The 22,559-nt window shown below is 72.3% G+C and carries 22 protein-coding genes; 3 read left to right on the top strand and 19 right to left on the bottom strand.

Annotation, left to right across the window (positions count from 1 at the left end):
- Window position 1 precedes the first annotated feature (1 nt).
- From ACOJV9_RS02445 to ACOJV9_RS02405, 9 genes are all read right to left on the bottom strand, one after another.
- The gene (locus tag ACOJV9_RS02445; RefSeq protein WP_420183578.1) at window positions 2–1,060 is read right to left on the bottom strand and encodes an alpha/beta hydrolase; all 1,059 of its coding nucleotides are present in this window, start codon (window positions 1,058–1,060) and stop codon (window positions 2–4) included.
- A 1-nt stretch (window position 1,061) separates the two neighbouring features.
- Window positions 1,062–2,060: a tetratricopeptide repeat protein gene (locus tag ACOJV9_RS02440; protein ID WP_420183577.1), complete on the bottom strand. Its 999-nt coding sequence runs from the start codon at window positions 2,058–2,060 to the stop codon at window positions 1,062–1,064.
- Window positions 2,061–2,143: 83 nt separating this feature from the next.
- Window positions 2,144–3,139 carry a DUF8094 domain-containing protein gene (locus ACOJV9_RS02435; protein WP_420183576.1) on the bottom strand — a complete coding sequence of 332 codons (996 nt, stop codon included), beginning with the start codon at window positions 3,137–3,139 and terminating at the stop codon, window positions 2,144–2,146.
- Window positions 3,136–3,798, bottom strand: a complete 663-nt coding sequence (locus tag ACOJV9_RS02430; protein WP_420183575.1) for a hypothetical protein — start codon at window positions 3,796–3,798, stop codon at window positions 3,136–3,138. Before ACOJV9_RS02430 ends, ACOJV9_RS02435 begins: the two co-directional genes overlap by 4 nt.
- Window positions 3,799–3,949: 151 nt before the next feature.
- Complete coding sequence (locus tag ACOJV9_RS02425) at window positions 3,950–4,486, bottom strand: MarR family winged helix-turn-helix transcriptional regulator (RefSeq protein ID WP_420183574.1); 537 nt, start codon at window positions 4,484–4,486, stop codon at window positions 3,950–3,952.
- A gap of 40 nt (window positions 4,487–4,526) precedes the next feature.
- Window positions 4,527–5,330: a carbohydrate ABC transporter permease gene (locus tag ACOJV9_RS02420; protein WP_420183573.1), complete on the bottom strand. Its 804-nt coding sequence runs from the start codon at window positions 5,328–5,330 to the stop codon at window positions 4,527–4,529.
- Window positions 5,330–6,226 (bottom strand): carbohydrate ABC transporter permease, encoded by an 897-nt coding sequence (locus tag ACOJV9_RS02415; RefSeq protein WP_420183572.1) that lies wholly within the window; start codon window positions 6,224–6,226, stop codon window positions 5,330–5,332. Before ACOJV9_RS02415 ends, ACOJV9_RS02420 begins: the two co-directional genes overlap by 1 nt.
- Entirely contained in the window at window positions 6,226–7,587 is a 1,362-nt protein-coding gene (locus ACOJV9_RS02410; protein ID WP_420183571.1) for an ABC transporter substrate-binding protein, read from the bottom strand. The genes ACOJV9_RS02415 and ACOJV9_RS02410 overlap by 1 nt, the downstream gene beginning before the upstream one ends.
- Window positions 7,584–8,753: a PfkB family carbohydrate kinase gene (locus ACOJV9_RS02405; RefSeq protein ID WP_420183570.1), complete on the bottom strand. Its 1,170-nt coding sequence runs from the start codon at window positions 8,751–8,753 to the stop codon at window positions 7,584–7,586. Before ACOJV9_RS02405 ends, ACOJV9_RS02410 begins: the two co-directional genes overlap by 4 nt.
- A 109-nt stretch (window positions 8,754–8,862) precedes the next feature.
- On the opposite strand from ACOJV9_RS02405, the gene ACOJV9_RS02400 reads away from it, so the two are divergent.
- Window positions 8,863–10,206: a 6-phospho-beta-glucosidase gene (locus tag ACOJV9_RS02400; RefSeq protein WP_420183569.1), complete on the top strand. Its 1,344-nt coding sequence runs from the start codon at window positions 8,863–8,865 to the stop codon at window positions 10,204–10,206.
- A 9-nt stretch (window positions 10,207–10,215) separates the two neighbouring features.
- On the opposite strand, the gene ACOJV9_RS02395 is transcribed toward ACOJV9_RS02400, so the two are convergent.
- The 7 genes from ACOJV9_RS02395 to ACOJV9_RS02365 all read right to left on the bottom strand — a co-directional run bounded on the left by ACOJV9_RS02395 (window position 10,216) and on the right by ACOJV9_RS02365 (window position 17,919).
- Window positions 10,216–10,911: an ABC transporter ATP-binding protein gene (locus tag ACOJV9_RS02395; RefSeq protein WP_420183568.1), complete on the bottom strand. Its 696-nt coding sequence runs from the start codon at window positions 10,909–10,911 to the stop codon at window positions 10,216–10,218.
- Complete coding sequence (locus ACOJV9_RS02390; RefSeq protein WP_420183567.1) at window positions 10,895–11,749, bottom strand: ABC transporter ATP-binding protein; 855 nt, start codon at window positions 11,747–11,749, stop codon at window positions 10,895–10,897. The genes ACOJV9_RS02395 and ACOJV9_RS02390 overlap by 17 nt, the downstream gene beginning before the upstream one ends.
- The gene (locus ACOJV9_RS02385; protein WP_420183566.1) at window positions 11,746–14,901 is read right to left on the bottom strand and encodes an FtsX-like permease family protein; all 3,156 of its coding nucleotides are present in this window, start codon (window positions 14,899–14,901) and stop codon (window positions 11,746–11,748) included. Before ACOJV9_RS02385 ends, ACOJV9_RS02390 begins: the two co-directional genes overlap by 4 nt.
- Before the next feature lie 123 nt (window positions 14,902–15,024).
- The gene (locus ACOJV9_RS02380; RefSeq protein WP_420183565.1) at window positions 15,025–15,327 is read right to left on the bottom strand and encodes a thiamine-binding protein; all 303 of its coding nucleotides are present in this window, start codon (window positions 15,325–15,327) and stop codon (window positions 15,025–15,027) included.
- Between the two features lie 23 nt (window positions 15,328–15,350).
- A complete protein-coding gene (locus tag ACOJV9_RS02375) occupies window positions 15,351–15,671 on the bottom strand; it encodes a hypothetical protein (protein ID WP_420183564.1) in 321 nt (106 codons plus the stop codon).
- Between the two features lie 9 nt (window positions 15,672–15,680).
- The gene (gene meaB / locus ACOJV9_RS02370; protein ID WP_420183763.1) at window positions 15,681–16,592 is read right to left on the bottom strand and encodes a methylmalonyl Co-A mutase-associated GTPase MeaB; all 912 of its coding nucleotides are present in this window, start codon (window positions 16,590–16,592) and stop codon (window positions 15,681–15,683) included.
- A 109-nt stretch (window positions 16,593–16,701) separates the two neighbouring features.
- The gene (locus ACOJV9_RS02365; RefSeq protein ID WP_420183563.1) at window positions 16,702–17,919 is read right to left on the bottom strand and encodes an acetyl-CoA C-acetyltransferase; all 1,218 of its coding nucleotides are present in this window, start codon (window positions 17,917–17,919) and stop codon (window positions 16,702–16,704) included.
- A 165-nt stretch (window positions 17,920–18,084) separates the two neighbouring features.
- Between ACOJV9_RS02365 and mce the strand changes: the two genes are divergently transcribed.
- On the top strand, window positions 18,085–18,540 hold the full coding sequence (gene mce / locus ACOJV9_RS02360; protein WP_420183562.1) for a methylmalonyl-CoA epimerase: 456 nt from the start codon (window positions 18,085–18,087) through the stop codon (window positions 18,538–18,540).
- A 60-nt stretch (window positions 18,541–18,600) separates the two neighbouring features.
- Window positions 18,601–19,941 (top strand): crotonyl-CoA carboxylase/reductase, encoded by a 1,341-nt coding sequence (gene ccrA / locus ACOJV9_RS02355; protein WP_420183561.1) that lies wholly within the window; start codon window positions 18,601–18,603, stop codon window positions 19,939–19,941.
- Between the two features lie 155 nt (window positions 19,942–20,096).
- On the opposite strand, the gene ACOJV9_RS02350 is transcribed toward ccrA, so the two are convergent.
- The 3 genes from ACOJV9_RS02350 to ACOJV9_RS02340 form a co-directional block, all read right to left on the bottom strand.
- Entirely contained in the window at window positions 20,097–21,419 is a 1,323-nt protein-coding gene (locus tag ACOJV9_RS02350) for an AI-2E family transporter (protein ID WP_420183560.1), read from the bottom strand.
- Between the two features lie 41 nt (window positions 21,420–21,460).
- On the bottom strand, window positions 21,461–21,760 hold the full coding sequence (locus ACOJV9_RS02345) for a hypothetical protein (protein ID WP_420183559.1): 300 nt from the start codon (window positions 21,758–21,760) through the stop codon (window positions 21,461–21,463).
- A 110-nt stretch (window positions 21,761–21,870) separates the two neighbouring features.
- On the bottom strand, window positions 21,871–22,464 hold the full coding sequence (locus ACOJV9_RS02340; RefSeq protein WP_420183558.1) for a hypothetical protein: 594 nt from the start codon (window positions 22,462–22,464) through the stop codon (window positions 21,871–21,873).
- Window positions 22,465–22,559: the final 95 nt, after the last annotated feature.

The raw sequence follows: 22,559 nt of genomic DNA, 5'->3' as shown, positions 1-22,559 counted from the left end.
CCTATCCTTGCGCGTCCCCCCACAGGTCTCGCAACACTTCGGTGAGATGCGGGTCGAGCGAGTCGCGCCACGCGGTGTAGTTGTGCAGGTCAGCGACCTCGGCATGCGTGACGTCGTGTCCGGCGCGCCGCAGCGCGGCAGCCATGTCCCGGTTGTTGGCGGCGTTCTCCTCGAGCCCGCCGCAGGTCATGCCGATCCGCAGCGGCCGTGCGGCCTCGCGGGTGTCGAGGATCTCCTGGACCCGGCGGGAGATCCGTCCGAAGTACTTGTAGGAGCTCTCGTGGTGGTCGTGCCGGGTCTGGAAGAACGAGCCGGACTGCGAGAACACCCCACCGATCTCGGGGACGTCGAGCATGCCCACGAGGAGGGCGGTGAGCCCGCCGAGGCTTGCGCCCATCACGACGACGGGTCCCTTCACGGGGGCGTGCTCGGCGAGCCGTGCGATCCCCTGCCCGGCGATGGTGCGCAGGTATTTCGGCGACCCCGAGTACCACGCGTCACGCAGCACCGGGTGGGTCAGGGCGACCCGGTGGGGCGGCAGCTCGCCCGAGGCGATCATCGCCCCGGCGTACTGGGTGATCGAGGCGAGCTGGTCGTACTCCGGACCGTCGTGGACCAGGAGCAGCGGCAGCGCCTGACCCTCGGTGCCCTCGGGTGCCCACACGGTCACCGGCACGTCGTCCGTCGTCTCCCCCTCCAGTGCCATCGGCGTGAGCACGCCCGGGACGGACGGGGCGGACAGCCAGGACGGGACGGCATACCCCGGCATCTCCATCACGGAGCGGGAGCCGAAGGCGGTCTCGACCGTGAGGGGGTTGTCCGGGTCGAGGACCGTCTCGGTGGTCTCACCGTCCGGGCCGGTGCGGGTCACGGCGAAGCGGTACTCGAGGCGCTGGAGGTCCGGGCGCGGGAGGGCGAGCTCCCAGGTGCCGTCGACGAGGGTGAGCCCGCGCTCGCCGGGGACCACCGGGTCGCAGTCGAGGCGGACGGAGACGACCTCGTCCGCCTCCGTGGCGGACCAGCGGAAGCGGACGTGGTCGTCGAGCAGCTTGGGTGGCACCTCAGAAGAGGGCGTTCATCAGCGCGGTGCGGCCCTTGCGCACGCGCTCGTCGTGGTTGCCGACGACGTTGAACAGCTCGAGCAGGTGGGTGCGCGCCCGGTCGCGGTCCACGCCCTCCGACGCCTTGACGGTGTCGATGAGCCGGGTGAAGGCATCCACCACGTGCCCACCGAGCACGTCGAGGTCGGCGACGGCGAGCTGCGCGTCGACGTCCTCGGGTGCCGCGGCTGCGGCGGCGCGCACGGCCTGCGGGTCGACGTCACTGGTGCGCTGCATGAGCCGCACCTGGGCCAGGCCCAGCTCGGCGTCGTGGTCCTTGGGGTCCGCGGCGAGGGCCCGCTCGTAGGCCGCGACGGCCCCGTCGAAGTCCCCGCGGTCGATGGCGTCGTAGGCCTCCTGGTGCAGCGGGGGCAGGGCCGGCAGCTCGTCCTCCTGGCCGGAGCCACCGGCCGCGCCGGCGGGGCCGAGGTCGACCCGGCCGGTGATGCCGTTCTGGACGGCGGCCTGCACGAGCTGGTCGAGGACGGCCCTGATCTCCTCGTCCGGCGGCAGGCCGGGGAAGAGCGGCACCGGCTGGCCCTGGAGCAGGCCGAACGTCACCGGCACGGTGAGCTGGCCGAAGGCCTGCACGATGACCGGCTGGAACGCCTGGAGGATCGCCGGGGAGGTCTGGACGTCGGCGGAGACGACGAACACGCGGCCCTCGAGCCCGGCAGCGATGCCGGCCACCCGCTCGGCGAGGCCCACGGTCTGCGGATGTGCCGAGGACCAGATGACGAGCACCGCGGGCACCTGCAGGGTGCGGTTCATGACCTCGGAGAAGGTCGCGTCGGTGACCTCGACCAGCAGGCCCTCGGGCAGCCCCGAGGCGTCCGGGGCACCGGCAGCGGATGCGGGAGCGGCCGACGCGGCCTCCGGTGCGGAGCGCGATGAGGCCGAGAGGGCGGACAGGTCGATGGCGCCGCGGATGCCGGCGGGAGGTGTGGGGGTGGAGCTCATGACGGAATTCTCTCAAACGTCGACCCGGCAGCGCGCCGGAGGGCGGGCGGCCAGGTCACGGACGGTCCTGGGAACGGTGCGGCCTACGTGGCCGTGGCGGACACCACCTGCTCGTCCGCACCGACGGTCGTGGCGGCACCCGTGGCGGGGACGACCATGACGACGTTCTCGAGACTGTTGATGACGAGGTTCTTGGTCGCGGTGGTCCGGCCCACGAGCTTGCTGTAGCTCGCCGGGATGACGAGGTTCTTGGCGGTCGGGCTGACGACGATCGCGTCGCGGCGGGTCAGCTGTCCGAAGGTCACCGTCCCGCCGTCCGCCAGGCGGAAGGCGATCGTGTGCTGGGCGACCGGGATGTGTGTCTGGGTGAACGTGGCCAGGGAGCCGAGGGCCTTGACCTGAGCCGTCGTCGAGGCCCGCAGCGCGGTCGCGTAGGCATCCGTCGTCGTGACGGCCTTGGAGGCCACCGGCTTCGGGTGGTTGAGTCCGCCGGCGTACGCGGTCAGTGCCTCGGTCGGGGACAGCGGCGCCCCGGCCTTGTCGGCGGGCTTGACCAACGGGGCGCCCTCCGCCAGGTCGCCCAGTGCCGGCACGCTCGTGCCGGGGAGCATCGGGACGGACGCGTAGACCTTGAACGGGTCCTTCGCCGCCGTCGACATGAGCACGTGCAGGGTCTGGGTCCTGCTCGCCTGGTCGAGGGTGCCGACGAGCATCGCGCGCGGCCACGCCGTGCCGCGCGAGATGGCCACGACCTGGGGGTCGCTCGCCTTGCGCAGCGGGTCCGAGGCGCTGACAGCGCCGAGCTTCGTGGCGGCCTGCGCCTGCGCGAGCGCCGCACCTGCCAGCACGGTCGGCTGGGACTTCGCGGCCTCCGCCGCAGCTGCTCCCCGAGCAGCCGAGGCGGCGTCGAGGACGCGGGCGGCGACCTTCTCGGCGCCGTCGACGTTGAGGGGGGCCGTGTCGGTGCGCTCGGCCGGGGCGTCACGCAGCCCGACGATGCTGTCGCCCACTCCGCAGCCGGTGAGGCTCGCGGCGGCGGTCAGCGCGACGAGGGTCGAGGCGAGGGCGTGGCGTCTCATGCGATCTCCTGCTGGGTGGTCGCCGGGCGCGGGACCGGCGGTGCGCTCTCGTCCTCACGGCGGCGAGGGCCGCGTGCGCTCCACAGCAGGGTGAGACCGCTGAGCAGCAGGAAGAGGCCGACGAGGGCGGCGATGACGGACTGGACGAACCAGGACTTGCGCTCCCAGGTGAGCTCGACCGACTGGAGCTCCCCCTTGGTCGCCTGCGCGAGAACCGCCTCCGGGGCGTTGGCCTGCTCGATGGTCATCGAGACGGCACCGGGGCCGGTCTCGGTGTTGCGCCAGACGTCGGTGCCGGAGAGGGCCGGGGTGGCGCCCGTTCCCCTGGTCCGGGTGAGCAGCTCCCACGGGCGGGTGTCGACACCGGTGACCGACGTGTGGGCGGTCGAGCCGAGGACGGCCGCGGCGTCGGACGGGGTGGTCGCGGCCAGCCAGACCGTGCCGCCGGCGCGGGGCGTGGCCGTCACGGTGACGGGACCGTCGACGCGGTTCAGCACCGTCTGGGGCACGAGCACCGGGTTGGTGCCCGTGGCCGGGGCGGAGAAGGTCGCGGTTCCGCTGCCACCGAGGTGGACGGCGTACCAGAGGCCGATGACGGTGACGACCAGGCCCGCGAGGGCGAGGAGGGCACCGACGACCCGCTTGGCGAGCGTGGGCATGCAGAGGTCCTTTGGTGGGTTCAGGGGGCGTGACGCAAGGTCTCATTTGGGTCACGGACGGCATCCACCATGACAAAGGAGGGCGTCCGGGGCCAAATCGCGACCGGCCTCGTCGGGTGCCCCGAGGGTGCCACCCGCACCTGTGCGCCGGTCAGCGGTCGTGCGCTGCCCGGGCCTCGACGAAGTCACCGTTGGCCACCCGCACGCCCCTGAGCAGGGAGAACAGCCGGCCCTGCTCCTCGCTCGAGAGCATGCCCAGCCCGAACTCCGCCGCCTCGAGGTCGGCCGTGGTCGCCTCCATCGCCGCACGACCGGTGTCGGTGATCACAGCGAGCGCACCGCGGCGGTCCGCCGGGTTGGCGATGCGGTCGACGAAGCCCTGGGCCGCCAGCCGCTGCACGATGTTGGTGGCGCTCGTCGGGTGCACCATGAGGCGCTCCCCGATGCGGCCCATCGACAGCCGGCCCTCCCTGCTGAAGGCCAGCAGGACCAGTGCCTCGTAGCGGGCGAAGGTCAGCCCGTGGCGCCCGGCGATCGCGTCGAACTCGCCGAGCAGCAGCTGCTGCACCCGCATGATCGACGTGGCCGTGACCATCGCGGTGTGCTGGCTGCTCGCTCCCCATCGCGCGCGCCACAGCTCGCCGGCGCGGGCGATCGGGTCGAAGGGCAGCCTGAGGTCCTTGGGCACACGTGCACGGTAGCGGCTGGGCCCCGACGGACGACCTGCGTCAGTCCTTCACCGCCCCCTCGAGCATGCCGGCGATGAAGTGGCGCTGGAGGAAGAGGTAGACGAGGACGACCGGCAGGGCGACGATCGTCGCGCCGGCCGCCAGCAGCGCGTAGCCCTGGGTGTACTGGCCGGAGAAGAAGCCCAGGCCCAGCGGGGCCGTGCGCAGTGCCTCGTTCGTCGGCACCATGACGAGCGGGATGAGGAACTCGTTCCACGTCCACATGAAGGTGAGCACGACGAGCGTGACGATGGCCGGGCGGGCCAGCGGCACGAGCACCTGCCAGAGGATGCGGCCGGTCGAGGCGCCGTCGAGGCGGGCGGCCTCGACGACCGAGCGCGAGCTCGACCGGAAGGCCGCCCGCAGCCAGAACGTGCCGAAGGCCACCGACTGCGCCACCTGGGGCAGGGCGATGGCCCAGAAGGTGTCGGTCAGCCCGACCGCCCGGAGGTCGAAGAACAGCGGCACGACGATCGCCTCGGCGGGCATCATGATGCCCACGAGCATGAGGTAGAAGAGCGCGTCGGCGCCTCGGAAGCGCATCGTCCCGAAGGCGAACCCGGCAAGGACCGAGAGCACCGTGCTGACCGCGACGACGAACGCCGACACGAGGACGCTCGTGCGCAGGTAGGAGCCGAAGCGGCCGATCTCCCACGCCTGCGAGAGGTTGCCGAGGCCGCCCGGGGCCTCGGCGTCCGGCTGGAGCCCGGCGACGACGATGCTGAGGACCGGGTAGATCGCGAAGACGGCGAAGGCCGTGAGGATGACGTAGTTCATCGTCCGCTCGGACTGCGAGACGCGCATCAGCGTTCCGCCCTGTCGCCGACCCGGGTGATGACGAAGCTGATCGCGAAGATGACGACGGTGAGGCAGACCCCGATGGTGCAGGCGAGCCCGACCTGACCGAGCTCGAAGGCCTGCCGGTAGACCTCGTAGCTCGGGACGGTGGTGGTGTGGCCGGGCCCGCCCGAGGTCGTCATGTAGATGAGGTCGAAGGTCTTGAGGGCCGCGATGACCGTGAGCGTCAGGGCCACCGCGATCTCCCCCCGCACGGACGGCAGCGTCACGGCGAAGAACTCCCGCACCGCTCCCGCGCCGTCCAGCCGCGCCGCCTCGTACAGGTCGCGCGGGATGCGCGACATCCCCGCCAGGAGCAGCACGGTGACCAGCCCGCTCTCGAACCACGTGCCGATCAGGCCGACCGCGGGCAGGGCGAACGCGTACTCCCCCAGCCACCCTCGGGTCCACGACTCCAGCCCGACGGCGGTCAGCACCGAGTTGATCGTGCCGTCGGGCGCATAGATCCGGCGCCAGGCCACGGCGATGACGACCATCGCCACGACCTGTGGCAGGAAGACGACGGTCCGGAAGAATCCCAGCCCGCGCACGCTCGCCCGGTGCAGGATCGACGCGAGGACGAGCCCCACGACGAGGGGGATGACGGCGAAGAACACCATGAGGACGAGGGCGTGCGTGAACGCTCCGCGCAGCCGCTCGTCGGTGAGGACCTCCTGGTAGTTCGACAGCCCCGCCCACGTGCCCACCGTCAGCCCGTCCCAGTCGAAGAGGGACAGGTAGACGGCCTTGAGCAACGGGTAGAGGGCGAACGCGGCATACACGAGGAAGGCCGGCAGGACGTAGAGGTAGCCGATGCGACGCGGCTCCCCCGGCGGGCCCGCGGCCCTGGCGCGAGCCGCCATCACTGACCGGTGAAGTCGCCGTAGTCCTTCTGCAGCGTCTCGAGGGCCTTCTGCGGCGTCACCTTCTTGGCGAGCAGGTCCTGCAGGGTGGCGCCCATGGTGTCGCCCATCGTCGGGGTGGCCCAGTCGAGGTAGGGCACCAGCCCGTCGTTCTCGGAGACCTCGCCGAACGCGGCGAAGACGTCCGTTGCCAGCGCGTCCGGTGCCTTCTGCTCGGCGGTCTCGACGACGGGCAGGTTGCCGTTCTCGGCGAGGACCTTCATCGCGTCGGGGCTGGTGATGAAGTCGATGTATGCCGCGGCGGCGTCCTTGTTCTTCGCCTTCTGCGTGATGGCGAAGGGCAGGCCGGAACCGCCCGTCGTCACCGGGGAGCCACCCGCCTCCGGAGCCGGCGGCAGCATGAACTTCACGTCCGTCTTCATCGCCGAGGAGAGGTCCGCCTGGAGCCACGAGCCGGCGATGAGGAAGAGCCCCTGGCCCTTGGTGAAGCTCTGCCAGGCCGGGTCGTAGTCCTGGCCGTTGAAGCCGGAGTTGAAGTAGCCCTTGTCGACGTAGCCGACGAGGGTCTCGGCGGCCTTGGTGTTCTCCGGCGTCACCCAGCTCCCGCCGGGCTGGCCGAACCCGAGCCGGCGGATGTCCTCGGCCTTGGTGAAGCGTCCCTGGACGACACCGAAGACGTGGCCCGCGGGCCACTTCTCGAGGTTGCCGAGCACGAGCGGGACCTCACCCTTGGACTTCGCCGTTGCCAGCGCCGCGTCGAAGTCGGCCCACGTCCTGGGCGGGTTGATGCCGAGCGTCTTGAGCTTGGCGTCGTTGTAGAAGATGCCGACGACCTCACCGACCTGCGGCATGCCGAAGAGCGAGCCGGACCCGAAGGTCTTGCCGTCGGGCGAGTAGGAGGCGACGTTGCGCACCGACTGCGGGTAGCGCTCATCCCAGCCGTAGGCCTTCGCCCACGGGTCGAGGTTGACCAGCTGCTTGGCCTTGACGAACTCCCCCATCTGCGAGCGCGTGTTGTTGGCCTGGACCACGTCGGGCGCATCCGCGCCGGTGAGGGCGAGCCGCAGCGTCTTGACGAGGTCGTCGAAGGAGCGCGAGACCCGCTTGATGGTGATGTTGGGGTACTTCTTCTGGAACTCGGCGTTGAGCGTGGCCATCTGCTTCTCCTGGCCGCCGCGGACCTCCTGGTCCCAGACCGTCAGGGTCACGTCGCCGAGGGAGGCCGCGTCCGTCTTGACGGCACCGGGCGCCGGGCCCGACGACTCGTCGGTGCTGTCGGTGGAGCTGCCGGGGGCGCAGGCACCGAGTGCCAGCCCGAGGCCGGCGACGAGGGCGACCAGCGTGGTGCGCGAGCGGTTCATGGGGTCTCCTGGGTGAGGGCGGTGATGACAGGTGAAGGTGCGGGCGGGGCCTGCGCGTCGGAGAGCTGGGCGATGGTGGCGGCCGCGCGCCGGACGGCGCCCGGTGGCACCTCGGCGACGAGGTCGTCGAGGAAGGCGAAGCGACGCTGCACGGACCGCGCTGCGGCGTTCGACGTCGGCTGCCGCCGGACGCGGTGCCACCAGTCCGCGATGTCGCCCCAGCCGGGAGCGGCGAGCGAGCCACCGAACTCCTGGACCGCGAGGCTGGAGCAGAGGGTCGAGAAGTTCATCCTGTCGAGCAGCGGCCAGCCGGCGAGGGTGCCGACGAGCATCCCCGCGTCGAAGACGTCCCCGGCGCCCGTCGGGTCGATGGCCTCGACCCGGAGGGCGGGCACCGAGGCCTCCTCCCCGGTGTCGGAGTCGATGGCGACGGCGCCGTCACGGCCGTTGGTCACCACGGCGAGCGGCACCAGGTCCGCGAGGGCGTAGAGCGCGTCGTGCGCGGAGCCGGTGCGGGTGTAGGCCATGGCCTCCACGGCGTTGGGCATGAACGCGTAGCACTGGTCGAGCTGGTCGAGGACGGCGTGCGACCAGACGCCGGTCGGGTCCCAGCCGATGTCGGCGAAGATGCGCGCGCCGTCGTCCGCGGCCCGCTCGGCCCACCGGCGCTCGGGGTGGCCCTGGCCGAGGGGTCGGTCGGCGTCGAGGTCGAGCAGCACCGACCGGGCGCGCGGCACCTCGCCGATCATGTCGGTGGCCGACTGGGGCGCGTCGTGCCCGTGGGTGATCATCCGGCGGTCGCCGCCGACGGAGACCGACACCGTCACGGGGGTGTGCCAGTGCGGGTAGCGCTGTGAGCGCGAGAGGTCGATGCCCTCCTGCTCCTCGAGGGAGCGCCAGCAGAACTCGCCGTAGTCGTCGTCGCCGAAGGCCGCGCCGAGGGACGTCTTGAGGCCGAGTCGCGCTGCGGCGACGCCCAGGTTGGCGATGCCCCCGGGGCAGGACCCCATCCCCTCGGCCCAGACCTCGGTGCCGCTCTTGGGCATCGCCGCGAGCCCGGTGAAGATGATGTCGAGGAAGACGGTGCCCTGCACGAACACGTCGACCTCGGGGTCGCCGACGTGTCGGATGGAGGCGAGCGGGTCGAAGACCTGGTCGTGGGGCACGTCGTCATCGTGTCCCGCCTCCCCGCCCACTGCAAGGACATTCGCTCGGTGAGCGGTCTCGGTCTTGCTACGTTGGCGCAGTGATGCAGCGACACGCAGGTCGAGCCCGGTGAAGCTGACGATCCTCGGTGGCGGGGGCTTCCGGGTGCCCCTGGTCCACGGGGCGCTGCTGCGCGACGAGTCCGACGACCGCGTGACCGAGGTCGTCCTGCACGACCTCGACGAGCCGCGCCTGCGTGCCGTCAGCGAGGTGCTCGCCCAGCACGGTCGCGACCTGCCGCACGCTCCTGTCGTGCGGGCCACGACCGACGTCGACGACGCCCTGCGCGGTGCCGACTTCGTCTTCTCCGCCATCCGGGTCGGCGGCCTGGCAGGGCGGACGCTCGACGAGCGGGTGGCGCTCGACCTCGGTGTCCTCGGCCAGGAGACGACCGGTCCCGGCGGTCTCGCCTACGCGTTGCGCACCGTCCCGGTCGCGCTCGACCTCGCCCGCCGCACCCGTGAGCTCGCTCCGGAGGCGTGGTTCATCAACTTCACCAACCCGGCCGGGATCGTCACCGAGGCGATGCAGTCCGTCCTCGGCGACCGCGTCATCGGCATCTGCGACTCACCGATCGCGTTGGCGCGCAGGGCGATGGGCGCCCTGGACCTCGATCCGAACCACACCGACATCGACTACGTCGGCCTCAACCACCTCGGCTGGCTCCGTGGCCTCCACGCCGACGGTCGCGACCACCTGCCCGGACTGCTCTCCGACCCGGCGGCCCTCACCCGACTCGAGGAGGGGCGGCTGTTCGGGGCCGAGTGGGTCGCCGCTCTCGGCGCCATCCCCAACGAGTACCTCTACTACTACTACTTCGCCCGTGAGGCGCGAGAGGCGATCTCCGCCGCCCCCCAGACCCGGGGTGAGTTCCTCCGTGACCAGCAGGACGCGTTCTACGCTGCCGTGGCGCGGGACCCGTCGGGTGCTGCCGCCCAGTGGCGTCGCGTGCGTGAGGAGCGCGACGCGACCTACATGCGAGAGGCCCGCGAGGAGGACGAGGAGCGTGACGAGGCAGACGTGGCCGGCGGTGGCTACGAAGGGGTCGCGCTGGCGATCATGGCGGCCATCGGTCGCGGCGAGGAGTCGTCGATGATCCTCAACATCCGCGGGGCCGGGGCCGTGGCGGGCCTGCCGTCCGACGCCGTCGTCGAGATCCCCTGCCGCGTCGACCGCGACGGCCCCCACGCGCGGACGCTGCCCGCCGTCGAGGGGCACATGCTCGGTCTCATGCAGCGGGTCAAGGCCGTGGAGCGCCTCGTCATCGAGGCGGCCAGCCTGGGGTCCGAGTCCGCCGCGCTCAAGGCCTTCGCGCTCCACCCGCTCGTGGACTCGGTGAGCACGGCGCGGGCGCTGCTCGAGGGCTACCGCCGGGCCCACCCGGGGGTCGCCGCCCTCTTCCGCCGCCCCTGAGTCCGGGGCTCAGACGACGAGGCCGTCGTCGAGCACGATGACGCGGTCGGCGCGCTCGGCGGCCTCGGGGTCGTGCGTCGTCATGACGACGATCCCGCCGGCATCGGCACGGGCGCGCAGGAGGTCGAGGATCCGCTCCCGGTTGTCGTGGTCGAGCTCGCTGGTCGGCTCGTCGGCGAGGAGCACCCCCGCGTCGATCGCGAGCCCGCGGGCCACGGCGGCCCGCTGCTGCTGGCCGCCGCTCAGCTCCTCGACGAGGTGCGTCCCCGACTCCCCCAGTCCCACCGACGCCAGTGCCGCCGTCGCGCGCTCGGCCGCCTCGGCGGGTGAGCACCCGCGGGCACGCAGCGGCGCCAGGACGTTCTCGTATGCCGTGAGGACGCTCGCGAGACCGTTGCCCTGCGGGATGATCGCCACCGCAGCAGGGTCCCGGGACCGGTCGCGTCCAGCCCCGAGGTCGATGGCGCCGGAGGCCAGTCCGACGATGCCGGCGATGGCGTTGACGAGCGTCGTCTTGCCGGCCCCCGAGTGCCCGGTGACGGCGACGAAGTCGCCGGGGGCCGCGGAGAACGACACGCCCCTGAGGGCGGCGACGTCCCCGTAGCTGACGCTCACGTCGTGGACGTCGACGATCCGGGCCGCGCCCGGCTCGTCGTCTGCACGCGCACCGGAGGTCCGACCTCCACGCTCAGAGTGCCGGCCCATCGGGCACCTCCTCGATCTCGTCGCGGACCAGGGTCCACCCCTGCTCCGACTCCACGAGGCGGACCAGGGTGCCGGGGGCCAGGGTGGCCAGCACGTGCGGCGGCAGCGGGACGGAGCCGTCGGCCGACACGACGGCGAACTCCTCGCCCTCGCGGCCCTCGGCGCCGACCCTGCCGTCGCGGATGGTGACCGTGCGCGGCATACGGGCCGCCACGTCGGGGTCGTGGGTGACGACGATGACCGTCGTCCCCCAGGTCTCGTTGATGTCGCCCAGCGCCCGCAGCACCTGGTCGCGGGCGTCGTGGTCGAGCTGGCTCGTCGGCTCGTCGCCGAGGAGCAGCCCGGGCCGGGTCGACACGGCGACCGCCAGGGCCCCGCGCTGGAGCTCCCCGGGGGTGAGCGACTGCAGGGGTGTGTCGGCGCGCTGCCCCAGGCGCACGAGGTCGAGGACCTCGTCGACGGGGGCGAGCCCCTCGTCCCTGCCCCGCCGTGGCCCCTGGGCGAACTCGACGTTCTCCCGGATCGTCTTGTGGGGGATGAGGTTGCGGGAGGCACCCTGGAGCACGATGCCCACCTCACGGCCGCGCAGCCGGTCGAGGTCCGGCTCGGACATGCGCGACAGCTCGTGCTCACCGATCCGGATCCGTCCGGCGCTCGGTCGCAGGAGCCCTCCGAACAGCGTGAGCAGGGTCGACTTGCCCGCACCCGAGGGCCCGAGCAGCGCCACCATCTCCCCCGCGGCCACCGAGAGGTCGACCCCCGCGAGCGCGGCGACGTCGTGGTGCTCGGCCCGGTAGATGTGGACGAGGCCGGTGGTCATCACGGGGAGCCCGGTCACCACGCCTCCCTGAGCCGGTCGGTGCCGCCCTGTCGCGCGGAGCGCAGCGCGAGCACGACGGAGACCGCGACCAGGACGACAAGCGCGCCCGCCCACGACGCCGCCATGACACCCCAGGCCGGCGTCAGGTCCAGTGCGGGCACGACCGCGGGAGTGTCGAACAGCGGGATGAGCGGCATGGCGAGGACGGAGCCCGCGACGCCACACAGGGCGCCGACCACCGCGGCGACGAGCACCGGCCACACCGACTCGCGCACGGCGGCGCGGCGCAGGTCGGCACCGGAGACGCCGGCGACACGCAGGGCGGCGACGTCGCGCGTGACGACGCGGCCGGTCGTCATCGCGACGACGACGAGCATGACGGCTGCGAGGAGCAGGGACAGCGCCGCGGTGAAGAGCGCGAGCAGCAGCCCCCACCCGGTGGCCGACTCGTCGAGCAGGCGCCGCTCCTCGGCGAGGGTCCGGGTGGAGAGGACCTCGAGCCCCTTGTCCCGCAGCACCCGCTCGGCGCCGGCCACCCCACCGGGGAAGGCGTCGTCGATCCAGACCTCCATGGCTCCCGAGGCGGGGAGACGTCCGCCGATGCGCAGCATGAGGTCGAGGTTGACCAGCGCCCCCCGAGGACCGACGAAGGGCAGCGCGGGGACCTGCTGCTCGGCGGTGGCGGGGGTCGTCCGGCCCGCGAGGCTCTGGATCTCGAACCGCTCCGCCGTCCCCCCGTTGGGGAGGCGGCCGGAGAGCAGGGCCGGCGTCACCTCGGGAGCGTCGGCCCGGCTCACGGCCGCGTTGCGCCCGGTGTTGGTGAAGGCCAGCCGCAGCCCGCCGGAGGGTGCCGCCGCGAGGGTGAGGCTGTCGGCGAGAGGTCCCCGGTCCTCGATGGGGAACCCGGTCGCGGGGTCGATGACGACGTTCCCGCTGTTGCCGCTCTGGTCGGTGGTCGCCGGCCGGGGAGCCCGCCACCCCGAGGCGTCGTCGATGCCGAGCGACGTGCCGTCGAGGGCGAACCCGCTGAGGTCGACCCGGCCCTCCACGCCCTCGAGCTCGGTGCCCTGCGCGAGCTGGACCCAGACGGACTGGAGCCGGCAGCCCTGCGGGCAGAGGACGGGCGCGTCGATGGCGAGCGTCCCCGTCCCCGTGTGCGGCAGGGCAGCGAGGTCCCGGGTGAGCACGTCCCCGTCCGGGGTGGTGACGGTGATGCCGACCCGCAGGGGGTTGCCGCTGACGACCGGCGCGACCCACTCGGCGGCCGGGACGTCGGCCGGCCGGGTGCCGAAGCCGAAGCCGACGGGCGCGAGCGCGTACGCCGCCGTCGCGGTCAGCCTGTCCCCGTCGAGCAGCACCGGCGCCTGGTCGGGCAGGGCGAGCCGGTCGAGCGCCAGCGCGGCCTGCGCCGGCGGCGCGAAGGCGATCCGCCGCAGCTGCTCGGGACGCGCCGCCAGCGTCGTCGTCGAGTCGGGGTCGCGCTGGGCGACGAAGCCCACCGGCATGGCGTGCTCCCGCTGGCCGGCGGGCAGCTGGTCGACGATGCGCGACACGGCCGTGGGGTCCTTGGAGCCCGTCCGCAGGGCGGCGAAGGCACCGACCGTGACCTCGGCGCGGTTCTCGCGGTTGCGTTCCGCGACCGACACCGCGTTGGCGGCGAAGACGACCAGGGCCGACACCGCCGTGACGACGAGGAGCACGTGACGCGTGGTGGGACGCCGTGCGACGGCGAGGCCCGCGAGGGCGGTCCCGAGCCCGCCGCGGTCGAGCGCCCGGCGTCCGAGCGTGGTGGCGGCCACCACGACGACCGCACCGAGCACGGCTCCGGCAGCCAGCGCGAGCAGGGTCGGCGTGAGGATCGCCATCGGTCCGGTGACCTGGCCGGTGACGATGCCGACGATGCCGACCGCCGCCAGGACGACGAGGACGACGTCGCCGACGCGCAGGGTCCGGGCCGTCGTGGCCGGCGGGACGCGACGCAGGAGCGAGGCGATGGGTTCGCGCAGGACCGGCCGCGCGGCGGCATACACGACGGCGAGCGACGCGAGCCCCGCGACCAGGGCGGCCACCGGGACCAGCCACCCGAGCTCGAACGGCACGCCGGGCGGCAGGACCAGGCGCCGCACGAGCTCGCTGAGACCCACTGCGAGCAGGACGCCGACGGGCAACCCGAGCAGCACGGTGAGCCCCAGCTCGGCCATGACGAGCCGACGGCTCGCGTCGCGGCTGCGACCGCGCAGCCGCGCGACGGCGATCTCCGGCCGCCGCTGGGCCACCGCCGCCCCGGCGACGAGGACGAGGACGGCGAGGGCGACGGCGACGAGCTGGGCGATGAGCAGGGGCACGAGCTGGCGCACGAGGCGCTTGCCGTTGGCGACCGTGGTCGCGATCTCGGGCAGCGGGCTGTCGACCGAGGCGTCCGAGGGAGGCCGGACCGCGCCGACCGCGCGGCCGGCGGCGGCCAGCGAGTCGAGCGTGATGAGCGACTCCTTGAGCCGGTAGTCGACCGACAGCTGGGCTCCGGTCCATCCCGGTCCCAGACCCGCCGGGGCCACGATGAAGTCGTCCACGGCCGGGACGAGGTCGCCGTACTCGACGAGCTTCCCGGACTTGCCCTGCAGCTCGGTGCGCAGCCAGTAGTCCGGGTCGTCCTCGACGGTGTAGGTCCCGACGACGGTGTCTGGTGCCTGGCCGCCGCCCTGATCGCCCATGCGCAGCTTCGTGCCGAGCGTCCACCCCCACGCCTTCGCGTCGGCGTCGGACACGAGGATGCCGGAGGCGTCAGCGGGGCAGGCGCCGGTGCTGAGGGTGACGTGCTCGCACACCTCGTCGCGGGCGACGAGCCGGACCGGCGAGGGCAGCCGCCCCGACACGGGCACGACGTCGGTGGCGGCCGTCATCATCGAGATGCCGGGGTCGTACCACCGGGAGAGGGTCGACGGCAGCTGCTGCTCGACCTCGTTCGCCGTGAGCGTGGGCTCCGTGGTGCGCGCCGCCAGCACGCTCAGCCTGAGGTCGGCCGCCTCCATCCGCCCGAGGGTCGCGCGCAGCAGTGCCTGGTCGAGCGAGCGCGAGAACAGTGGCGCGAAGGCGGCGCAGGTGGCGACCAGGGCCGAGATGAGGACGAGCACGAGGGACTGACCGCCGCGGTAGCGGATGGCCTTCCACATGCGTTCTCTCCCCGGGGTCGCTGACGGTGCGACGACCGCACCCCCGACACGCTAGCCACGCCGGGGGCCACCACCGGGGGGCACGACGCAACCGTGACGGTTTCGTCACCGGGCCCCCTGTGCTCAGCCCTCGTCGAGCTGTGCCTCCAGGCGGTCGAGCTTGCCCTGCAGCTCGCCGGAGTGACCGGGCCGCACGTCGGCCTTGAGCACGAGACCAACACGGGGGCAGCGGGCCGCGACCGCATCGACGCACGCCTTGACCACGGCCATGCACTCGTCCCACTCACCCTCGATCGTGGTGAACATGGAGTCGGTGCGGTGCGGCAGCCCGCTCTCGCGCACGACGCGCACGGCATCGGCCACGGCTGCGGTCACCCCACCCTCGGCGTCGGTGACGGACGGGGACACGGAGAAGGCGACGAGCATGACGACACCGTATGCCGTCCGGCTCAGCCCGCGTCGGGCGCCAGGAACGCGGGGACCAGCGGCACGACGCCGGCGCCCTCACCGCTCGCCGCCGCGACGCGCTTCATCGAGCCGCACCGGATGTCCTTCTCGCCGTCGGCGAAGAACTCGCATGCCGCCAGCGCGACCGGGCGGCGCCCGGACTTCAGGTCCGTGAGGACGTCGACCGTCTCCTCCATCGTCGTCGGGGCGACGATCTCGTCGTCCGACGCGTAGCGCCGGGACAGCTCCTCGACCATCGCCTCGCGGTACTCGGCGCCGAGGACGACGATGACGGGGGTCGGACGCGGGCCGGGAGCGGTCACGCGCTCACGCTACTGGCGCCGTGGCTCCCGCGTGAGCCGCTCGACCACGCGCCTCGCGGCGGCATACACGTCGGTCGTGCCGGCAGCGACGGAGGACGCGAGGTCGTCGGGGACCGGGCCACCGTCCCCACCCATCCGTCGACGCAGCTCGGCCACCGCGATCGCCTCGATCTCCGCGCGGGCCCGCTCGCGGCGCCGGGTCTCGAGCCGCCCGGACTCCTGCAACCAGTCCCGGTGTGCGGCAAGGCAGTCCACGAGCTCCGGTATGCCGTCCCCGCGGCTCGCGACCGTCCTCACCACCGGGGTCCGCCAGTCCACCGAGTGTTCGCGGTTGCCGAGCTGGATCATGTGCCGCAGCTCGCGCACCGTGTCGTCGGCACCGTCGCGGTCGGCCTTGTTGACGACGAAGACGTCGCCGATCTCGAGGATGCCGGCCTTCGCGGCCTGCACGCCGTCACCCATGCCCGGGGCGAGGATCACGACCGTCGTGTCGGCCCGCGCCGCCACCTCGACCTCGGACTGGCCCACGCCGACCGTCTCGACGAGGACGACGTCGAAGCCGGCTGCGTCGAGCACGCGCAGCGCCTGGGGCGTCGCGAAGGACAGCCCGCCGAGGTGCCCCCGGGAGGCGACCGAGCGGATGAAGACGTCGGGGTCGGTGGCGTGCTGCTCCATCCGGATCCGGTCACCCAGCAGTGCTCCGCCGGAGAACGGCGAGGACGGGTCCACCGCCAGCACGCCCACGCGTCGGCCCGCCTGACGGAAGGCCGTGATGAGGGCGGACGTGGTCGTCGACTTGCCGACCCCGGGCGCCCCCGTGAGACCGATGACGTGCGCCCGACCACCGTGCGGAGCGAGGGCGGCCATCACCTCGGGAAGCGCGGGGTGCGCGTCCTCGACGAGCGAGAGAAGCCGGGCCACCGCACGCGGACGCCCCTCCCTCGCGTCGGTGACGAGGGAGGGGACGTCGACGGTGCGTGGCGTCTGCGCGATGGCGGTCGGCCCGGGCTCGGGTCGGCGGGTCAGGCGGTCACTGCTGCGACGGCACGGTGAGGATGAGGGCGTCACCCTGGCCGCCGCCACCGCAGAGCGCGGCCGCGCCGGTGCCACCACCGCGGCGCTTGAGCTCCAGCGCGAGGTGCAGGGCGATGCGGGCACCGGACATGCCGATCGGGTGGCCGAGGGCGATGGCGCCGCCGTTGACGTTGACCTTCTCGGGGTCGATGCCGAGCTCCTTGGTCGAGGCGAGGCCGACGGCGGCGAACGCCTCGTTGATCTCGACCAGGTCGAGGTCGGTGGCCGAGATGCCCTGTCGCTCACAGGCCTTCGCGATGGCGCGGCTCGGCTGGATCTGCAGCGTCGAGTCCGGCCCGGCGACGACGCCGTGGGCGCCGATCTCGGCGAGCCACTCGAGGCCGAGCTCCTCAGCGCGCGAGCGGCGCATGACGACGACGGCGCACGCCCCGTCGGAGATCTGCGACGCGGACCCGGCCGTGATGGTGCCGTCCTTGGAGAAGGCCGGGCGCAGGCGGCCGAGCGACTCGGTCGTCGTGTCGGCGCGGATGCCCTCGTCCGCGCGGAAGTCGAGGGCGTCGCCCTTGCGCTGCGGGATGGAGACGGTGACGACCTCGTCGTCGAAGACGCCGTCCTTCCACGCCTTCGCGGCCAGCTGGTGGCTGCGGGCGGAGAAGGCGTCCTGCTCCTCGCGGCTGAACTCGGCGTCACCGGTGTTCGCCGCCTCGGTGAGCAGGCCCATGGCCTGGTCGGTGAAGGCGTCCCACAGGCCGTCCTGGGCCATGTGGTCCTTGAGCACGACGTCGCCGTACTTGAAGCCGTCGCGGCTCTTGGGCAGCACGTGCGGCGCGTTGGTCATCGACTCCTGGCCGCCGGCGACGACGACGTCGAACTCACCGGCGCGGATGAGCTGGTCGGCGAGCGCGATGGCGTCGATGCCGGACAGGCACACCTTGTTGATGGTGAGCGCCGGGACCGACATCGGGATGCCCGCCTTGGCCGCGGCCTGGCGTGCGGGGATCTGGCCCTCGCCGGCGGTGAGCACCTGGCCCATGATCACGTAGTCGACAGACTCCGGGCTCACGCCGGCCTTGTCGAGCGCCCCCTTGATGGCGAAGCCGCCGAGGTCGGAGCCGCTGAAGCCCTTGAGGCTGCCGCTCATCCGTCCCATGGGGGTCCGTGCCCCCGCGACGATGACGGTGGGGTCGGGGTTCGGGGTCGTGGCGGTGCTCACTGCGTGTCCTCCAACGTCGATGTCGGGCCGTGGCCCACGGTCGTGCTCCCGATGCTAGCCACTTCCGCGAGCGCTCCCAACACGGCGTGACGCAGGTCCCGTAGGTGTCCAGCACCACACCCTCAAGACCTGTATGTCGTCCACTCCCGTCCCTAGGCTCCCCTCATGACCTCGGCACCAGGCCAGCCCTCCGACGCCCCGCTGTTCGCGGCGATCGACCACGTCGGCGTCGCCGTCCCGGACCTCGACGCGGCGATCGCCTTCTACCGCGACACCTACGGCATGACGCTCGCCCACGAGGAGGTCAACGAGGAGCAGGGCGTGCGCGAGGCGATGATGGCCGTCGGCGACTCCGGCTCCCACGTGCAGCTGCTCGCTCCCCTCTCCCGCGAGTCGACGATCGCGAAGTTCCTGGACCGCTCCGGCCCGGGCGTCCAGCAGGTGGCCTACCGCGTCGAGGACATCGAGGCCGTCAGTGCCACCCTGCGCGGCCGTGGCCTGCGCCTGCTCTACGACGAGCCGAAGCGCGGCACCTCCGACTCCAGGGTCAACTTCATCCACCCCAAGGACGCGGGCGGCATCCTCGTCGAGCTCGTCCAGCCGGCCCCGGCCGCCCACTGACCTCTCGTCCACAGCGCATCACCTGACCTGACCACCCCAGATCAAGGAGCACCCTCACCCATGGACCAGATCCGCGCCGCCATCCTCAGCGGAGACCGCACCGAGGAGACCTACGCGAACCTCGAGGTCCCGGGGACCTACCGGGCCGCGACCGTGCACAAGGACGAGGTGGGGATGTTCGAGGGTCTCGCGGCCCGCGACAAGGACCCCCGCACGTCGCTCCACGTCGACGACGTCCCCGTCCCGGAGCTCGCGCCCGGCGAGGCGCTCGTCGCGGTCATGGCGAGCGCGATCAACTACAACACCGTCTGGACCTCGATCTTCGAGCCGGTCTCGACGTTCGGCTTCCTCGAGCGCTACGGCCGCACCAGCGAGTACGCCAGGCGCCACGACCTGCCCTACCACGTGGTCGGCTCCGACCTCGCCGGCGTCGTGCTCCGCACCGGCCCCGGCGTCACCAAGTGGCGCACCGGCCAGGAGGTCGTGGCCCACTGCCTCTCGGTCGAGCTCGAGGACGCCGACGGGCACAACGACACGATGCTCGACCCGCAGCAGCGGATCTGGGGCTTCGAGACGAACTTCGGCGGGCTCGCCGAGCTGGCGATCGTCAAGACCAACCAGCTCATGCCCAAGCCCACCCACCTCAGCTGGGAGGAGGCCGCCTCACCCGGCCTGGTGAACAGCACGGCATACCGGCAGCTCGTCTCCAAGAACGGCGCGGCGATGAAGCTCGGCGACCGCGTCCTCATCTGGGGCGCCTCCGGCGGCCTCGGCTCCTACGCGACCCAGATGGCGCTCGCCGGTGGCGCGACGCCGATCTGCGTCGTCTCCTCCCCCGAGAAGGCCGAGATCTGCCGCCAGATGGGCGCCGAGCTCATCATCGACCGGAGCGCCGAGGGCTACCGCTTCTGGAACGACGACAACACCGCCCAGGACCCCAAGGAGTGGCAGCGCCTCGGCAAGAGGATCCGCGAGCTGACCGGCGGCCACGACGTGGACATCGTCTTCGAGCACCCGGGCCGTGAGACCTTCGGCGCGAGCGTCTACGTCGCCCGCAAGGGCGGCACGATCGTCACCTGCGCCTCGACCTCCGGCTTTCTGCACGAGTACGACAACCGCTACCTCTGGATGAACCTCAAGCGGATCATCTCCTCCCACTTCGCCAACTACCGCGAGGCCTGGGAGGCCAACGAGCTCGTCAACCGCGGCCTCATCCACCCCACCCTCTCCCGGACCTACACCCTCGACGAGGTCGGCCAGGCCGCGCTCGACGTCCACCACAACCTCCACCAGGGCAAGGTCGGCGTCCTCACCCTCGCCCCCGAACCGGGCCTCGGCGTCACCGACCCCGCCAAACGCGCCCAGTTCGAGACCGAGATCAACCGCTTCCGCGACGCCTGACGAGACCCGAGCGGAGCATGGCGTTCGTCGGAGGGTGCGTCGAGAGGCCGGCCATTTCTACGAGGCGAGAGTTGCGTACCGACCTGGCCGGCGTCTCGCTGAGCGCCCTCCGACGAACGCGAGCGCAGCGGGAGTAAGGCGAGCCGAGCGACGCGTTATTGGTGCCGCTGGCGCGGGATAAGCACCTCGTCGACGAGGAGGAGTGCCGCGGCGGCCACCGGGATGGCCAGGAGCGCGCCGAGCACACCGAGCAGCGTCCCTCCGGCGAGCGCCGCGACGACGGTGAGCGCTCCCGGGACCGAGACGGTGCGCTGCATGATCTTGGGCGCGATGACGTAGTTCTCGACCTGCTGGTAGACGAGGTAGTACAGCCCCGCGAAGAGGGCGGACCGGGGCTCGTCGAAGAAGGCCACCATGCACACGAGCCCGGCGCCGAGGGTGGCACCGACCATCGGGATGAGCCCGAGGAAGCCCACGAGGACGGCCAGCACCGCGGCGTACGGGATCCCGAGCAGCGTCATCATCACGTAGCTGAGCATCGCGTTGATGGTCGCGATGGCGACCTGCCCGATCGCGTAGGACCCGGTGCGCCGCATGATCTCCTCGCTCAGCTGGACGACGCGGTTGCGACGGCTGGCGGGGACCATGGAGTAGGCCGTGCGCTTCATCTTCGGCAGCGAGGCGAGGAAGTAGAGCGTGAGGATGAGGATGGTGAAGGTCTGGAAGACGCCGTTGAGGACGGCGCGGCCCGCACCGAGGACACCGCCGAGGACCGAGCTGAGGAAGGTCTCGTCGGTGAGCCGCTTGTTGAACTCCTCGTTGATCTTCTCGACGACGTCGTAGTTCTTGTCGAGCTCCTGGACCCAGGCTGCAGCAAGGATCCGGTCGACGTAGGTCGGGGCCTGCTGGACGAGCTCACCCCCCTGCGTCACCACGGGCGGGACGACGAGCAGCCCGAGGAGGGTGAAGACGACGAGGACGCCGACGAAGACGATGGCCACCGACAGCGACCGGGTGAGGTTGCGGCGACCCAGCCACTCGACGAGGGGGTTGAGCGCGAGGGTGAGGAAGAAGGCGACGACGAGGATGGTCAGCGTCGTGGCGAGCCGCCCGAGCGAGTGCCACAGGCCGATGGCGATGAGCGCCCCGAGGGCACCGACGAAGCCGAGGTAGAACGCCGACTGGCGGTTCATCGGTCGGCCCATCTCGCCGAACTGGGTCTTCCCCGTCGCACCGGAGCCCGTCGGCGGCACGGCCGTCGCCCCGGAGCCGCGTGCGGGAGCGGCGGCGGCGTCGGCGCCGTCCGACCCGCGGTCGGGCTCGTCGCCGTCGGTGCGGTCGAGGAGGTCGGTCAGCAGGCTCCGCTCGAGGTGCTCGTCCTCGTGCGAGATCCGGTTGCTCTCGCGCAGCGCAGCCCGTTGACGGGTGCGGTAGTCGCGCCAGTTGCGGATCGAGTTCTTGCCCCAGCTCAGGTTCACGTGACCTCCTCGGGCGTCACCCTAGCCGCGCGGGGGGCCCGTCAGCGGATGGCGCCCGGAGGGTGTCGTCGCTCCCGCGCCGACCAGCAGGATGTGTGCCAGTGCCGCCGGTCCCCCACGCCGCCGACGCCCTCCTCGGGCCAGGCCACCAGATGGGGCGTCCCGGGCGGGATCCCCTGCTCGCAGCCCGGGCACAGGTAGGTGCGGTCCGAGGACGCCCCGGTGAGGCGACGTACCGCCCAGCGCTGGCCGGCATACGTCTCCGTCGTCGTGCCGCCGCCGAGGCGGCCGAACGCGAGGGGCACCTCGTCTCGGCGACGGCGGTTGGCACGGGGGGACATGCGACCAGTCTCCCGCGTCGGGGCCGCCGATCCCGACGCGGACCGGGCGGCACGTGCGAGACGGCCCGCAGCGTCGGTGCTGCGGGACCGTCTCGGTCTGGGCGGTGCGGTCAGGCGGTGACCGGCGTGGCCGCGACCTTGGTGGTGGCAGGGACGCCGACCTCCTCCTCGACGGGGACCCGGCGGAGGTGCATGAAGCCGAGGAGGCTGAGGACCAGCATCCCGAGTGAGCCGGCGAGGGCGGCCCAGGCGGCGAAGCCCGCGATCTTGCCCATCGTCCCGAAGGCATAGGCGTTGAGGAGCAGGCCGCGCAGGGTCTCGCCGCGGAAGGCGAGCTGGACGAGGCCGGCAGCCTTCTCGTCGGTGGGGTTGGCGCGCGAGATGTTGCTCAGCTCCGAGTAGGACTTGCCACCCGTCGACGCGTCGAGGTGGACCTTGATGTAGTGGTCCGCGTAGGCCCTGGCCTGGTCGCCGGTGAGGAGCTGCTGGCCCGCGTACTTCTCGAGGTGGGGCTTGACGGCCGGGTCGTTCAGCTGCTCGCTGCCGGCCTCGGGGAAGAAGATCTGCTGAGCGGAGAGCTGGGTCCGGACGTTGTCGTCCACGAAGTTGCTGGCCCAGGTGAGCAGGCCGCCCGCGACGAGGAGGACGACGGCGACGATGAGGCCGCCCGTCGTGAGCAGTGCATCCAAGGTACGTCGTCGCATGGCGGTTCTTTCCTGTTCTGGGCTCGGGCCCGTTTCTGGTGTCTGTGCCGTTCTGGCACAACCAGTTTCGCCCGGTCCAGCACCTCCGCGTCAGG

Origin of the sequence: Knoellia terrae (assembly GCF_048606435.1) — a bacterium.
Lineage (GTDB): Bacteria > Actinomycetota > Actinomycetes > Actinomycetales > Dermatophilaceae > Knoellia > Knoellia terrae.
This window is presented reverse-complemented; position numbering and strand designations above follow the sequence as displayed.

Excerpts from the sequence above, each read along its gene's own strand:
- ACOJV9_RS02440 (WP_420183577.1), bottom strand. The coding sequence starts at position 2,060 with ATGAGCTCCACCCCCACACCTCCCGCCGGCATCCGCGGCGCCATCGAC.
- ACOJV9_RS02435 (WP_420183576.1), bottom strand. The coding sequence starts at position 3,139 with ATGAGACGCCACGCCCTCGCCTCGACCCTCGTCGCGCTGACCGCCGCC.
- ACOJV9_RS02430 (WP_420183575.1), bottom strand. The coding sequence starts at position 3,798 with ATGCCCACGCTCGCCAAGCGGGTCGTCGGTGCCCTCCTCGCCCTCGCG.
- ACOJV9_RS02420 (WP_420183573.1), bottom strand. The coding sequence starts at position 5,330 with ATGCGCGTCTCGCAGTCCGAGCGGACGATGAACTACGTCATCCTCACG.
- ACOJV9_RS02415 (WP_420183572.1), bottom strand. The coding sequence starts at position 6,226 with ATGGCGGCTCGCGCCAGGGCCGCGGGCCCGCCGGGGGAGCCGCGTCGC.
- ACOJV9_RS02410 (WP_420183571.1), bottom strand. The coding sequence starts at position 7,587 with ATGAACCGCTCGCGCACCACGCTGGTCGCCCTCGTCGCCGGCCTCGGG.
- ACOJV9_RS02395 (WP_420183568.1), bottom strand. The coding sequence starts at position 10,911 with ATGGGCCGGCACTCTGAGCGTGGAGGTCGGACCTCCGGTGCGCGTGCA.
- ACOJV9_RS02385 (WP_420183566.1), bottom strand. The coding sequence starts at position 14,901 with ATGTGGAAGGCCATCCGCTACCGCGGCGGTCAGTCCCTCGTGCTCGTC.
- ACOJV9_RS02380 (WP_420183565.1), bottom strand. The coding sequence starts at position 15,327 with ATGCTCGTCGCCTTCTCCGTGTCCCCGTCCGTCACCGACGCCGAGGGT.
- mce (WP_420183562.1), top strand. The coding sequence starts at position 18,085 with ATGACCTCGGCACCAGGCCAGCCCTCCGACGCCCCGCTGTTCGCGGCG.
- ccrA (WP_420183561.1), top strand. The coding sequence starts at position 18,601 with ATGGACCAGATCCGCGCCGCCATCCTCAGCGGAGACCGCACCGAGGAG.
- ACOJV9_RS02345 (WP_420183559.1), bottom strand. The coding sequence starts at position 21,760 with ATGTCCCCCCGTGCCAACCGCCGTCGCCGAGACGAGGTGCCCCTCGCG.
- ACOJV9_RS02340 (WP_420183558.1), bottom strand. The coding sequence starts at position 22,464 with ATGCGACGACGTACCTTGGATGCACTGCTCACGACGGGCGGCCTCATC.